The organism is Treponema sp. (genome assembly GCF_051883275.1).
GTDB lineage: Bacteria > Spirochaetota > Spirochaetia > Treponematales > Treponemataceae > Treponema_D.
Map to the genome: position 1 here is coordinate 1 of NZ_JBJETK010000043.1, position 13528 is coordinate 13528.

Annotated in this window: 10 protein-coding genes; 6 read left to right on the forward strand and 4 right to left on the reverse strand. The window is 43.1% G+C overall.

Translation table 11 applies throughout. The features are described from left to right. The first annotated feature begins 327 nt into the window (after positions 1–327). Both ACI4L0_RS06405 and ACI4L0_RS06410 read left to right on the forward strand, forming a co-directional pair. Positions 328–1782: a glycine--tRNA ligase gene (locus ACI4L0_RS06405; RefSeq protein WP_439799340.1), complete on the forward strand. Its 1455-nt coding sequence runs from the start codon at positions 328–330 to the stop codon at positions 1780–1782. A 132-nt stretch (positions 1783–1914) separates the two neighbouring features. Continuing rightward, a complete protein-coding gene (locus tag ACI4L0_RS06410; protein ID WP_439799341.1) occupies positions 1915–2697 on the forward strand; it encodes an aldo/keto reductase in 783 nt (260 codons plus the stop codon). 46 nt (positions 2698–2743) lie between these two features. Here the strand turns inward: ACI4L0_RS06410 and ACI4L0_RS06415 are convergent, their stop codons facing one another. The 4 genes from ACI4L0_RS06415 to lepB all read right to left on the reverse strand — a co-directional run bounded on the left by ACI4L0_RS06415 (position 2744) and on the right by lepB (position 8686). Next, positions 2744–4132 (reverse strand): HD-GYP domain-containing protein, encoded by a 1389-nt coding sequence (locus ACI4L0_RS06415; protein ID WP_439799342.1) that lies wholly within the window; start codon positions 4130–4132, stop codon positions 2744–2746. A 354-nt stretch (positions 4133–4486) separates the two neighbouring features. Further along, positions 4487–6313 (reverse strand): motility associated factor glycosyltransferase family protein, encoded by a 1827-nt coding sequence (locus ACI4L0_RS06420; RefSeq protein WP_439799343.1) that lies wholly within the window; start codon positions 6311–6313, stop codon positions 4487–4489. Beyond that, positions 6294–8168, reverse strand: coding sequence for a penicillin-binding protein (locus tag ACI4L0_RS06425; protein WP_439799344.1), 1875 nt, complete (start codon positions 8166–8168; stop codon positions 6294–6296). Before ACI4L0_RS06425 ends, ACI4L0_RS06420 begins: the two co-directional genes overlap by 20 nt. After that, the gene (lepB, locus tag ACI4L0_RS06430) at positions 8165–8686 is read right to left on the reverse strand and encodes a signal peptidase I (protein ID WP_439799345.1); all 522 of its coding nucleotides are present in this window, start codon (positions 8684–8686) and stop codon (positions 8165–8167) included. The genes ACI4L0_RS06425 and lepB overlap by 4 nt, the downstream gene beginning before the upstream one ends. A 47-nt stretch (positions 8687–8733) precedes the next feature. Between lepB and ACI4L0_RS06435 the strand changes: the two genes are divergently transcribed. The 4 genes from ACI4L0_RS06435 (at position 8734) to ACI4L0_RS06450 (ending at position 13476) form a co-directional block, all read left to right on the forward strand. Next, positions 8734–9942 (forward strand): peptidoglycan DD-metalloendopeptidase family protein, encoded by a 1209-nt coding sequence (locus tag ACI4L0_RS06435; RefSeq protein ID WP_439799346.1) that lies wholly within the window; start codon positions 8734–8736, stop codon positions 9940–9942. Between the two features lie 18 nt (positions 9943–9960). Next, positions 9961–12183 carry a polysaccharide deacetylase family protein gene (locus ACI4L0_RS06440; RefSeq protein ID WP_439799347.1) on the forward strand — a complete coding sequence of 741 codons (2223 nt, stop codon included), beginning with the start codon at positions 9961–9963 and terminating at the stop codon, positions 12181–12183. A 64-nt stretch (positions 12184–12247) separates the two neighbouring features. Beyond that, positions 12248–12913 (forward strand): pentapeptide repeat-containing protein, encoded by a 666-nt coding sequence (locus ACI4L0_RS06445; RefSeq protein ID WP_439799348.1) that lies wholly within the window; start codon positions 12248–12250, stop codon positions 12911–12913. Continuing rightward, the gene (locus ACI4L0_RS06450; protein ID WP_439799349.1) at positions 12910–13476 is read left to right on the forward strand and encodes an MBL fold metallo-hydrolase; all 567 of its coding nucleotides are present in this window, start codon (positions 12910–12912) and stop codon (positions 13474–13476) included. Before ACI4L0_RS06445 ends, ACI4L0_RS06450 begins: the two co-directional genes overlap by 4 nt. Positions 13477–13528 lie beyond the last annotated feature (52 nt).

Here is a 13528-nt window from a genome sequence, read left to right on the forward strand (position 1 = left end):
TTACAAAAGAGCAGCAGGACGACGTTATTGCCCGCACCTGCCACGCAAGCCTGTAATTGGTTTCAGGGACGGTAATCCGTCCTTGTACTGAAATTAAAACGCCTTTGCTGAGCAATCTGCAAGGGCGCTTTTTTTTGCCCGGAAGATTTTCAAGCTGTAATGGCACGGCTTAAAATACCTCATTTTCCGGGCTGCCCATTGTATAGTCAAACTTTGATTTATGTGCTAGGATTTGGAAATCTAAGAAAGTGCCGGTTGAAACCTGATGCGGTAATCAGCGCTTCCTAATTTTATGCGGCACACACCAGTGTCGAAAAGAGGTTTTCTATGACAAATGAAAAAGACATCCATGCTTGTACTCTGGACAAAATTATCAGCCTTTGTAAAAGAAGAGGCTTTGTTTATCAGGCTTCTGAAATTTACGGAGGAATGGCGGGAGCATGGGATTACGGTCCTCTGGGCGTAGAGTTTAAGCGCAATATCCAGAATGAATGGTGGCATTATATGACACAGCTTCATGATGATGTTGTGGGGCTTGACTCTGCTATTTTTCAGCATCATACAACGTGGGAGGCTTCCGGCCATGTGGGCCATTTTTCGGATCCGATGATTGACTGCAATGAATGTAAGGCGCGTTTCCGTGCTGACCAGTTTATTGAAGATTATTTTTCGCGCACCGGGGAAACTCCTTCAAAGCCTGTGGATACTATGAGCCATGAGGAAATGAAGGCCTTTATAGATGAAAAGCTGAATTGTCCGACCTGCGGAAAACATTCATGGACAGATGTCCGGGAATTCAACCTGATGTTCAAGACACACCAGGGACCGGTGGCTACAGATTCTTCCCTTGTTTATCTGCGCCCTGAAACCTGCCAGGGAATTTTCACGGACTTCAAGAGCATTGTTCAGTCTAATAGAATGAAAGTTCCGTTTGGCGTTGCCCAGGTTGGAAAATCCTTCCGCAATGAGATTATTTTCAAGAATTTTATTTTCCGAACCTGCGAATTTGAGCAGATGGAAATGGAGTATTTCTGCAAGCCGGGAACAGAGGATGAAACATTTGCGCGCTGGAGAACCGACCGCTGGAATTTCTACCTGAAATATGGCATTGCAGAGGATCACCTTAACTGGCATCATCACGACAAGCTTGCGCACTATGCAAAGGATGCCTATGACATTCAGTATAAATTCCCTATCGGCTTTGAGGAAATTGAAGGAATTCACAGCCGCACAGACTTCGACCTTTCCCAGCATGAGCAGTATTCAAAGAAGGATTTGCACTATATTGATCAGGATGACGGAAACAAGCGTTATGTTCCTTATGTTGTTGAAACTTCCGCCGGTCTTAACAGGAATTTCCTTATGTTCCTGTGCGAGGCATACGAGGAGCAGAATGTTGCAAAAGAAGGCGAGGCTGAAGATTACAGAACTGTGCTTCATCTGGATCCAAGGCTTGCTCCTGTGACTGTTGCAGTTCTTCCGCTTATGAAAAAAGACGGTCTTGCGGAAAAAGCAAAGGAAATTCAGCATGCCCTCAAGGAAGATTTTGTGACCGACTATGACCAGAGCGGAACAATCGGAAAACGCTACAGAAGACAGGATGAAATCGGAACGCCGTTTTGCGTTACTGTTGACCACGATACACTTGATTCTTCAAGCCCGAATTTCAACACTGTTACAGTCCGCTTCCGTGATTCGATGGAGCAGCAGCGTGTTGCCCTTGACGGCTTGATTCCGTTTATTCAGAAAGAAATAAAATCCTACGTTCCCGTTAAACGCTAGGTGAATTTAAAAATTACAAAAGGCAGGCTCTGGAAAGAGAGTTTTGGAGAATGTCAGGAAGCCTTTGTTTTCAGCAGAGGCTTCTTTTTATCTATGGGGAAGTCAGCTGTGAATGTTTTGTGAGGCGGTAATATGGAATATGTTGCTCTTGGAAAGACAAATCTTCTTGTTAGCAGAACGGCATTTGGAGCGGAAAGCCTTGACTGCCGGGAAATAGAATCTTTTGGCGATGCGGCGGACGAAAAAGCCTGCGCTATTGTGCATCAGGCTTATGCCGGAGGAATGAATTTTTTTGACACATCCCATTCCAAGCCGAACTGTGAAAGCCGGCTGGGAGCTGCATTGCATGGAATCCGTCACAATGTCATTCTTGCGACAAAAACTTCCGGCCAGAGTCTGCGCGAAATCCGGCATGATCTGGAAGAAAGCCTTATGGCTCTGGAAAGCGACACGCTTGACTTGTTTCAGCTTGAAAATCCGCTCATGGTTCCACGGGAAAATGGAATGGACGGAATATACCAGGAGCTTGTGTCTTTAAAGCAAAAGGGCGTTGTAAAGCACATAGGAATTGCGACTGACAACTATGATATTGCCAGGGAAACTGTGGAATGTGGGCTTTATGAAGTTGTTCAGTTTCCGTTCAGCATGATTTCCCCGGATTCTGTGCGCTCGCTGGTTAAACTGTGCCAGGAAAAGGAAATCGGCTGCATTGCCTCTCAGCCGCTGAATGGCGGCGTGGTGAATAATATTCCGCTGGCGTTTGGATTTTTGCATCAGTTTGAAAATGTTGTGCCTGTCTGGGGAACGCATACGCAGGAAGAGCTTCAGCAGATTCTTTTTTTCAACAGCCATCCGCCGGTTGTTGACGAGTCATTTGAAAGCGAAGTCAAAAAAATTCAGGATTTCTTCAACTGAAATTACAGACTACCTTCTGAAAGAATTCTGGAAGTTTCCTGCAATGCTACAATGTGTCGCCCAGTGATTTTAGCAGATCCGCGGATTCTTCCTTGTCCATGGCGCGCACAATTTTTATTGTATTGTTGTCCGTTTGAATCCGCTTTGGAGTGCCGTCGGGATTTATGCTTCCCACTATCTGGACAATAGGATTCTTGGGGCTTGCCGGCGAAACATCCACAACCTGTCCGACACGTCCGTTTGAAAGGAACACAAAGGCTCCGATAGGATAAAGCGAAAGGCTGCATATCAGGGCTTTGATTACAACTTCGTCATAAAGCTGGTTGCTGTTCTTCAGCATTTCAATCATCGCATCGTAGCTTGTCCGCGCTTCCCTGAAATTCCGGGGCGCAGTTATAGCTTCAAAAGAGCATGCGACACCGATAATTTTTCCATAGAGAGAAATGTTGCCCTTTAAAAGATGCCTTGGATAGCCGCTGCCGTTTTCGCGCTCGTGATGATCAAGAACTCCGAGCTGAATTGTAAGCGGAAGTCCGGCATTTCTCACAATGTCGCAGCCGATGACCGTATGGGTCTGCATTTTTGCCTTTTCCGTGTTTGTAAGCGGACTGTTGTTCATGTAAAGCTGCGGCGGAAGCCTGATTTGCCCGATTTCGTGCAGAATGCTTGCAACGCCCAGCTCAATCAGCTTTTCATAAGGCATTTTGATTTGAAGCCCTATGATTATCGCAAAAATCGCAGTCCTGAGGCTATGGTTCACCAAAAAATTCTTGTTTCTTGCCTCAAAGCTCGGCGCGATTCTCAGAAGGAATTTTTTGTTTTCCCTGACAAAATTGCACAGCTCAAGAACTTTTCCATTCAGTTCGGGCAGAGAAATTATTTTCTGGGTTGCGTATTTTGTGTAGATGTAATTTATAAATTCTATGAATTTATCGTAGGCATTCTGCGACTCGAGAATTTTTCTCTTGTCTTCTTCCTTGGAAATTGAAGAGGAAAGTCCCTGGTATAAAGGCTCCGGGGCCTGAAAAGAAGGCGTAGGCTGATGAAAATTCTGCTGCGGCTTTTTTGGTTCCGGGGCAGCTTCCGACGTGAATTCCGAAAGGTCAACATCTTCGCTTGTCTTGAATTTTTCTGGAATCTGATCTGCCGGAACGCCGGTTTCTTCATCCGTGAATTCTGAAAGGTCTACAGATTCTGTTTTTTCAAGCAGAATTTTCTTGTCTTCAGTTTTCTGCGGATTATTGGCTTTTTCTATTTTTGAAAGAACTTTTTCATCATTGCTGCATACTTCAAGAAAATTCCACTTTCGGAGGCATGAAAGAATTTCTTCTGTGATTGCGCAGGGAGGCGTTGTCAATAGAAACTGAGAATCCAGTATTACATCAGAGTTGAAATAAGTATCAGGTTTTATTTCCGAAACTTTATATTTAACCATAAAATCCTTCCTGTCCATTTATTTATCGGCATAATACTGAAAAAGTTAAGCAAACGATGAAAACTCTTTGGCTGTGGCTTCCGGGGAAATTTTGGAAAGGAAAATTCGCATTGGCTTGTGCCGTCCGGCGCGAAAAATGAAAAGGAGTCACCTAAAATTTAGATGGCTCCTTTTCCAATGGAGATATGTAACATCCCTGCTAACAGGGGAGTGCTGGTAATTATTTCAAAAGTCAGCAGCACTTCCTTGGATGCATGAAATTTTCCACAGGCGTCTGGATGTCCTCTAAGATTTCTCAAAGAACCGCCTGTAGTAAAATTCCTATCACTGTACATTTATATTATCGGTGAAGTTTTAAAAAACTTTATTGGAATTCGGGAAAAATTTCTTGTAAAGACTTATGGAGGCTAAAAGCTCTGAATAAATAAGGTTTGAATAATGTATAGCGTAATTTTTTTTGTCATCGCTGGTTTTGTTCGGGATTTTTTCTGAAAGGCTGTCGAGCTGCCTCTGGGTTGGAAAAACAAGCGCGGCGGCTTCCTTTGCTGACGATGTTGAAATTTCCATGTCGATTTTATTGAGCATCTGGCAGACGGATGAAAGCGGAATTTTTCCATTGATTGCCTGCGAGCAAATCTCTGTTCCCCGTGCGGCAAGAAATTCCAGCGTTTTAAGGCTTTCAAGAAACTGGCTTTGAGCCTGTTCAAACGAAGCCGCTCCGGAAATTTCATAATTTTTTCTATTTTCCTGCGATTTTTCAAAGAAAAAATTTCTGCTTTCCTTTATACAGGGCTTGGAAAGAAATTCCTGCAAGCTGAATTTTTCAATTCCCTTTACGGCAAGACTTTCAGGAGTGAGCGAAAATGTTTTTGTTCCCTGGCTGGCGGCAGTTTCGCAGTTTTTTTCGAACCACCATGAAAAAAGGCTCATGCGCTTGTCTGTGAGAATTTTTTCTCCGTTGTAGTTTTCTGCAAAGAATGGAGCGGCTGAAAAAAGGCTTGCGAGGTTTTTTGATTCCGCGCTTTTTGTTCTGCTGCTTTCAGCGTGAATTTTTTCCTCGAATTTTGAGCCGCGTATGTGCGTTTCTTTTCCGGGAAATCCCAAATCCATTCCCGCAATAAAAATTTCTTTTGCGCCGCACAGCCTTGCAAAATCCCATGCTGTTGTGGTTACGCTTCCGCCTGAGGCAAGTTTTCCTTTTTCGCCCATGCGCTTTTCAAAATATTTTCCGATGGGAAACATCGATGAAAAAAGAACTTTTTCCCTGCACTGAAATCTGAATACTGAAGGGTAGACCGCTATTTCCGTGATTAGAACAGAAGAAAGCGACTTCAAAAACTCAAGATGCACAGAGCAGTAATACTGAGGATCTGCAAGAATTATAAAATCCGGCTCAACGTTGAATTCTATGCATGAATGAAGCGCGGTGTCCACACAGACGAGTATTGCGCGCTCCTTTATTTTTTGCAGGTGCGGAAGAATTTTTTTTAAGCTCGGGCCGGCCGCCAGAATTACAAATGGAAGTCCAGCCGCAGCGCCGCTGAATTTATTCACTCCGTCCAGAGTTTCAATAAAATGCGCATTTTTACAGCTGTTGCTCAGCCACAGGTGCGAAAATTTTTCGAGAGTGTTTGTATTGACGTCCTCTTTTTCCTTGTTTTGCATCATAAAGGCTTCAAGGCTGTCAAAATAATCCTGGCTATGAAGGGTCTGCGCCTTTGTTCTGAAAAGCTGTGTTCTGCTGTATGAATATCCTGAAAGAAATGATTCCGCCTGGCTTTTTTCTGCGCCTATCAGCAGGATAAGTTTTTCATGCGAAAAAACCGGCTGCCAGTCTATGGAATGAAGCGCGGCAAAGAAAAGCCCGGTGTCGTTTTCGATTAGAACCAGAGTTTTCTCAGGAAACCGCCTCGCAAATTCCACGGGGGCATATCCAAGTCCAAAGCCTAGAAAAACAGCCGTGTCTTTTTTTTCAGGATTAAAACTGTCTATAAAAACAGAAGCTTCCTTTTCGGGATTGTATTTTGAATGAAGCAAAATTCCCCGGTGCTTTGCAGTCAGGCTTCCGTTTTTTGCATTTTCAAATTCTGTTTGGTCTGAAGATTCGTCCCGGAGAGAAAGGCAAAGCTGCGGAAAGCGTTCCCTGAACAGAGCAGAATTTTTATTCCAGATAGAGTTCAATCGTCATGTTCTCCGTTATTGGTGTTCCCGGCTCTGGTGTCTGAGCGGAAACCCAGCCTTCGCCCTTGATTATGAAATTTAAATCATTTCTGCCCAGAAGCGGAATCAAATCCCTTTTGGGGCGGCCTGTGAAATCCGGCACTGTTTTGCCTATCAAAAGCGGAGAGTTTTCCTTTATTGTAATTCTGCCCGAATGTTCCAGGCTTGCGGCTCCCTCGCGGTTGATTCCCAGGTGGTCTATTATTTCGTCAGCGGCTTTTGCAATTACTGGAGCTACAATTCTTCCAGCGTAGGTTTCGCCCTTTGCCTTTTCAATGACGATGTAGAGCACAATCTGTGGATTTTCGATTGGAAAAATCGCTATGCAGTTTGAAAGAAAATCTGTGCTGCTGTAGCCGCCGTTTTCGGTGTCGGCCATTTGCGCGGTTCCTGTTTTTACGCCTATTGAAATATCGCGGAGAGAAGCCCTGGTTCCAGTTCCGCTTTTGGCAGTTGTTTCCATGCAGCTTAAAAGATATTCTGCGGTGGAGCTTCGCAAAACCCGTCCGCCATAAGCCGGCTCATGCTCGTATTCAATGTTTCCGTCTATGTCTGCAATTTTTTTTATAAATGTAAGTTTTATCTGGACGCCTCTGTTTGCAAGAACCGTTGCCGCCTGAACCATTTGAAGCGCGCTTACGCTTATTTCCTGTCCTATTGACATTGTTGCCTTGCTTCTTGCTGACCAGTATTTGTCGTTCTGATTTTTTACAGAGCCTCTTGTTTCAGACGGAAGCTCCACGCCTGTGCGTTCCCCAAATCCGAATTTCTTTATGTACTCCAAAAAACTGTCGGTGGTTATTTTTTCGCTCATCTGGGACAGCGCATCATTGCATGAATATTTCAGCGCGCTTCTTGCATTAAGCCAGCCGTGATGGTCTAGACAGGTTATTTTTATAGTTTCCCCGGAAACAGTCCGCCTCTGATAAATTCCATCGCACAGAAAACTGTCATCAGGCGTGATTGATTTTGAATCCAGAAAAGCCGCCACTGAGAAAATTTTAAAAACGCTTCCCGGTTCGTAGGCGGTGACTGAAGCTCGGTCTGTCATTTCCTGGGTTGAAGCGGAAGTGTATTCATTCAGGTTTGCGGACGGAAGATTTATATATGAAAGAATTTCTCCGTTTTTTGCATCTGCGGCGACCAGTATAAGGCTTTCCGCCTGGGTTTCCTCCATTGACTGCTTGGCGATTTTTTCCAGCTTGTATTGAAGCCCGGAGTCGATTGTGAGGTAAACATTGCTTCCGTGGATTGTTCCTGTTGCATCTGGAGAAGGCTCCGGGGAAAGAATGTTCTGCTTTGAATATTCAATGCCGCTCAGTCCTGTTCCATCATCGCCCATGTATCCTATCAGCTGGCTTGCAAGGGAATTTTCAGGGTAGAGCCTTCCGGGAATTTTATCGAAGCGCGTAAAATGGTAATAGTTGTTTTCGTCCACTATTTTTATAAGCTCATCGTACTGTTCCTGGGAAATTTTTTTCTTTATGTAGATGAAATTTGCATTTTTTGAATTCTGGATTTTGCTTGTGATTTCTTCTATTGTCATGTTCAGAGGCTCGCAGATTCTTTCCGCGAATTCCTCCGGGGAAGCTACAAGCTTTGGAGTTACAACAAAATGGTAGAAATTTGTCTGCACCGCAAGAGGCTTTCCGTTTCTGTCTGTGATTGAACCGCGCTCAATGGTTAGTGGCGCAGTGATTGTTTTTTTCTGCGGAGAAAAGGCAAGATCTGCGAATTTTATGTAGACATATCCAAGAGTTGCCGCGCATATAAAAAAAATAAATCCAATGCGGAATTTATTAAAAAAAACGCTCATTTGAAAATCACCTTGCCTAAAATATTTCTTTGCGCTACAAAACCATATATTCTTGAGTCAACCGAATTTTCAGCGTTGTCGCCTATCGCAAGAATCATGCCTTTGGGAACCCGGCTGCTGGTTTTTATCAGGTTGTACTGGAATTCTGTAAGCGGGTAGTTTTTTTCTCCTACATGCAGAGTATATCCCGAATCCAGCGAATATTCTAGGGAGTCGCCCTCTGTTGCCACGCATCTTTTTACAACAAGATTATTATTGTAAAAATAGACAACAATGTCGTTGACCTTCGCATTTTTCCAGCGCACAGGAGTTGAATTTCCAAACGGATTTACAATTCCGTATGCCAGCTTAAAGACAATAATTGTTTCCCTGTCATGAATCGCAGGCTCCATTGAAATTCCGCGCACATCCAGAATGTCAAAAATAAAAAATTTCAAGATAATTCCCGCGGCAATTCCTATAAGTATATATTTGAAAATTCCCGGCTCAGATTTTTTCTTTTCCATTACTATATTCATCGTCAATAATTGTTAAATCAAAACCTTTTTTTGTCGATATTAGAAGCATGGAAATAATAAACTGTTTGGAAACTTCTGGTTTCAGAAAAAATACTGCACGCCTGTTTCAGCGCGGCGCAATGCACGGAAGATTGTTTTCTGCGGATTCTGTTTATAGACCTGAACCTGTGCTCGGGCTTGGCTCACAGCGCACTTCGTTCAATGCCGCTTCTTTTGCCAAAAATCTCCGCGCCCAGATTGGAGTGACAGGAAAAAAAATAAAGCTTGCATCTGAATATGCATGGATTATTCCTGTCTTTGTTTTGTGCGTGGTTTCGCCGTTTTTTGTTTCCAGGACTGTTTCTTTCTTTGACAGCTTTGCAAGAACTGTGAATTTGAATCCTGTTTCAATGGAAGAATTCGAAGCTCTTGATAATGCCATGAGTGAATTTGCGCTTGGAAAAACATCATACTTTGACAGCGACGGAAATATTTTTTCAGAGGACGGTGTGCGCGTTGAAGTGAATTCAGGGCTTTTGAAGCAGCCGGTTGTTTTCCAGACTTATACTGTGAAGCCCGGCGACACTATAAGCGGCATAAGCTCAAAGTTCGGGCTTTCAAATATTTCAACTTTGATTGCGGTGAATGATATTGGAAATGTGCGCTCGATTTATGCCGGCCAGAAAGTTTCTGTGCCATCGGTTGACGGGCTTATCCATGTTGTTGCAAAAAATGAAACGCTTGATGCGATTTCAAAGAAATATTCTGTTTCTGTTTCGGATCTGCTGGACGTGAATGACTTGGCTTCGGCATCTCTTCAGTCAGGGCAGAAGATTTTTGTTCCGGGCGCAAGGCTTGACAGCAGTTCGCTCAGAAAAGCAATGGGAGAAATTTTTTCAAATCCGCTGAAGTCAAAGTACAGGCTCACTTCGCGCTTTGGCTCCAGAGCCGACCCTTTTACAGGCATTGCTTCAAAGCACACAGGAATTGACATGGCATGTCCTATTGGAACTCCTATTTATTCTTCGATGAGCGGAAAAATTGCTTACACGGGATTTTCTTCTGTGTTTGGAAATTATGTGATTATAAACCATTACGACGGTTACCAGACTTTATATGCGCACATGAGCAAGATTCTTGTTCAGAAGGGAGCTTCTGTTGGGCAGGGCGAAAAAATCGGACTTGTGGGAAACACTGGATATTCCACCGGCCCGCATCTGCATTTTACTGTCTACAAGAATTCAAAGCTTGTAGATCCTCTTACAGTATTGAAATAAACACAGAGGGAATTTGCCATGAGTAGAAATTTCAGATTATCCGGTTTTATTTTTGCAGTTTTTTTTGCATCTGTTTTTCCTGTTTTTTCTCAGGTTGAATTCGGCAGCATGGATTTGAACAACAATGATTTTCTTATTTTTTCTGTGCGCCAGGATATTCCGGGAACGCCCTTGTACAGTTCCCTCTTTTTTACACAGCTTGATGAGCAGGACATAAAAAAAGAGCCTGTGATTTTAACCTGCTTTCCTGAAAAAATGGAAGTCCTGAATGGATGTAAAATTCTTCAGGTCAGAAACAGATACGGAACCGCTGAATATTCTTTTGAAGAAAAAACTCTGAAATGGACTTCGCTTGCATCTGGAATTCCCGAGGACTACAGCCGTGCAAATATCCTTTCAGCAAGCCCGGACGGAAATTATTTCTGCTATGTAAAGAAAGAAAAAAACACAGCGGGCAGCCTTATTGTAGCTGACTTTAAAACAAAAGAAGAAAAAGTTCTTGTTGAAAATGTTGCGTTCAGCTGCAAGTCCGTGCCGGTAAAATGGTCTCCTGACAGCAGGTTTTTGCTTTATGAAAACAACGGCAGTGTTTATTTTATACGCCCTGAAGAAATTTTCAGCAAAATAAATCTTCCTGAAAGTTACAGAAAAATCGGCAGGGGAAGCATTGACAGTGTTCAGTGGACACAGGATATGCACATCATGTATATCTCCGATGACATTGTTTTTTTAATTGAAGAAAATGAGCTTTATACACGCGGCTTGTATTCGCAGCTGATAGGAAGCGGAAGAATTGTAGGAAGGCTGCCTGGAATTTTTGATTTCTTCAAGGATAAATTCTGGACGAATGTTGACGGAAGTCGCTTTGCAGTTGTTTCAGGAAAAAACACTCTTTCTGTTTATTCCACAGTAAAAAACGAAGATCTCCGCTGTCTAAAGCCCGACGGTGTTTTTCCTCTTTCTGATGTGGCGGAAAGTCTTTGCGGCATTACAATGTTCTGGGACTCAAATTCCGTTCCCATGCTTTGGTGCGATACAGTTTCCCTTGAATCGCCGAAGCGTGTGAGCTATGCTTATTCTGTAAAGGACAGCCTTGAGCTTTTGTTTCAGGCTGAAGAATCGATTGTCCCTGAAATTTCACCTGACAGAAGAAAAATTGCTTATACAGACTCAGGAAATTTCTTTGTGTACGATATTTCCATGCAGAAACTTCTTCTGACAAAATCCGTGGAAAAAACTGTTTCTGCGGCATGGAGCGGAAATTTTGCTGTCTGTGTGGGCGGCGAAGAAACCGTTCGTCTTGTTTCCCTGAATGGCGATGAAAAGCCGCTGTTCCTGTCTTCTGCCTGCCAGCCGTTCTGGAGCAATGGAAGAATAATCAGCCGGACAGAAAATTCCAAGGAAGCTTTTGTGTATGATTCCGACAGAAATTCCTGGAGGCTGATTTTTGTGCCGGCCTCTGAAACTTCTGTCCATTTGGAAAAAAACGGAAGATTCAGGGTTTTCCTAGGGTCTTCGGTGAATCCCAAATTCAAGAATTCAATTTACGTACGTTCGCTTTCCGGCAAGACAAAAACTTATTCAGTCTATAAGGAAACTGAGGTGTACAGTGCGCCGCTGAAAAAAGCCGCCCTTGTTTTTGATGCAATGGAAAATTCCGAGGGGCTTGCGGAAATTCTTTATGCGCTTGATGACTTCAATGTGAAGGGAACTTTTTTCCTGAACGGTGAATTTATCAGACGGTATCCTCGCAAGACACGCCAGATTGCTCTTTCTGGAAATGAAAGCGCCTCGCTGTTTTTTACTTCTGCTGATTTAACTGAAAATTCTTTTTTAGTGGACAAGAATTTTGTACTGCGCGGCCTTGCAAGAAACGAGGATGAATTTTTCACTGCGACAGGAAAGGAGCTTTCCCTGTACTGGCATGCGCCTTTTTACCACAGCACTTCTCTTATGAAAAATGCCGGGGCAGAGGCTGGATATAATTACGTTGAGGCGTTTACAAAATTCAGCGACAGAATTTCATTTGAGCAGGCTGAAAAATCCGGCGCAAAATACAGCAGCGCATCCGAGCTTGTGAATCTGCTTTCTGAGAATCTTTATGACGGCATTGTGATTCCTGTTTCTATTGGAACGATAGGCGGAACCCGGCGCGACTATCTTTACGAAAAACTTGATCTTCTTATTTCTGCGATTTTGGAAGACGGATATGAGATTGTTCTTGTAAAGGATTTGCACTGATTTTCTGGCGGCGCGGTTTGCTATTTGACTAAATGTTTTCAATAACGTAAAGTTAGGTATGTTTATGTCAAATAAATGCCAGTGCCCGGACTGCCAGAATCCTGCGCTTTCGGTAATCAGGAACAATGAAATAATTTCTTCGCCTGAACCGGGATTTTGTTTCAAGCACACAGAGGATAAGTCTGCGCACCTTGAGGCTATGCTGAAATATATTGATTCGCATGAAAAAATTGTGGGCCTGTGCGCTTCAGGAATATCTATAAAGGGCGTGGATCTTTCGAACAAGCAGTTTTATGGATGTAATTTTCAACATTCCATGTTTTCAAATATTCATTCAAGCGGACTGAAATTCAAAATATGCATGCTTGATTTTTCAACTTTTACAGACTGCGATATGCTCAACAGCGACATTCAGTTTTCTTCCTTTTCAGGCTCGAAATTTATCCATGTTGTCTTTACGGGAAGCGATCTGGTTCACAACAATTACAACGGAATAACAGCGTACCAGTGCAGCTTTGACGATTCCGATTTTTATAACAGCCGCTTTATCCGCGCGATTCTTATGAATACTTCCATGAAAAACTGCAATTTGAAAAAAACAATCTTTTACAATTCAGCGCGGGAACACGTTTCCTTCAAGCTTTCAAATACACGCGAGGCATTGATTGACAGAAACAAGAGCGGACTTGTGGGAGGCTTTTCTGAATCTGAAGGCGAGGAGGAGCTTTGAAAATTTATTTTCATCTGTGCATAGACGGATTTACAAACAGCTATACAATTCTCAATGACAATCCGGATGTCAAGGAAGCGATTATTGTCGACCCCGGAAAAATTGATATTGAAACGATAAATCTTATAGAAAAGGGCGGCTATAATCTTTCTGCGGTTTTGATTACACACAAGCACAACCACCACATACAGGGGCTTAGGACGCTGAAAAAAATTTACAGTCCTGTGGTTTATGCTGCCGATGCTGGAATTTATGGAATTGACTGTTCGATTTTGAATGGCGATGGTGTTGTGCAGATTGCGGGCTTCAATGTCGAATTTTTTTCTGTGCCGGGACATTCGCCGGACAGCATGGTGTACAAAATCGAAGATATGATTTTTACAGGCGACACTCTGGTTTCCGGAGTGACAGGAAGCACTTTGAGCCAGTATTCCCATAAACTTCTTTGCAAAAAAATCAAGGACAAAATTTTTTCGCTTCCTGACAGAACTATAGTTTTTCCCGGACATGGTTCCCCGAGCACTGTGGAAAGCGAAAAAATGTTCAATATTGATTTGATTTAAAGAACATTGCAATGTCCGCAGAATGAATTACGCAGCTCAAAAGCTGAAGTTT

What these genes read in the sequence shown, in the direction of transcription:
- ACI4L0_RS06435 (WP_439799346.1), top strand. Translation starts at nt 8,734, where the DNA reads ATGGAAATAATAAACTGTTTGGAAACTTCTGGTTTCAGAAAAAATACT.
- ACI4L0_RS06410 (WP_439799341.1), top strand. Translation starts at nt 1,915, where the DNA reads ATGGAATATGTTGCTCTTGGAAAGACAAATCTTCTTGTTAGCAGAACG.
- ACI4L0_RS06405 (WP_439799340.1), top strand. Translation starts at nt 328, where the DNA reads ATGACAAATGAAAAAGACATCCATGCTTGTACTCTGGACAAAATTATC.
- ACI4L0_RS06440 (WP_439799347.1), top strand. Translation starts at nt 9,961, where the DNA reads ATGAGTAGAAATTTCAGATTATCCGGTTTTATTTTTGCAGTTTTTTTT.
- lepB (WP_439799345.1), bottom strand. Translation starts at nt 8,686, where the DNA reads ATGAATATAGTAATGGAAAAGAAAAAATCTGAGCCGGGAATTTTCAAA.
- ACI4L0_RS06425 (WP_439799344.1), bottom strand. Translation starts at nt 8,168, where the DNA reads ATGAGCGTTTTTTTTAATAAATTCCGCATTGGATTTATTTTTTTTATA.
- ACI4L0_RS06445 (WP_439799348.1), top strand. Translation starts at nt 12,248, where the DNA reads ATGTCAAATAAATGCCAGTGCCCGGACTGCCAGAATCCTGCGCTTTCG.
- ACI4L0_RS06415 (WP_439799342.1), bottom strand. Translation starts at nt 4,132, where the DNA reads ATGGTTAAATATAAAGTTTCGGAAATAAAACCTGATACTTATTTCAAC.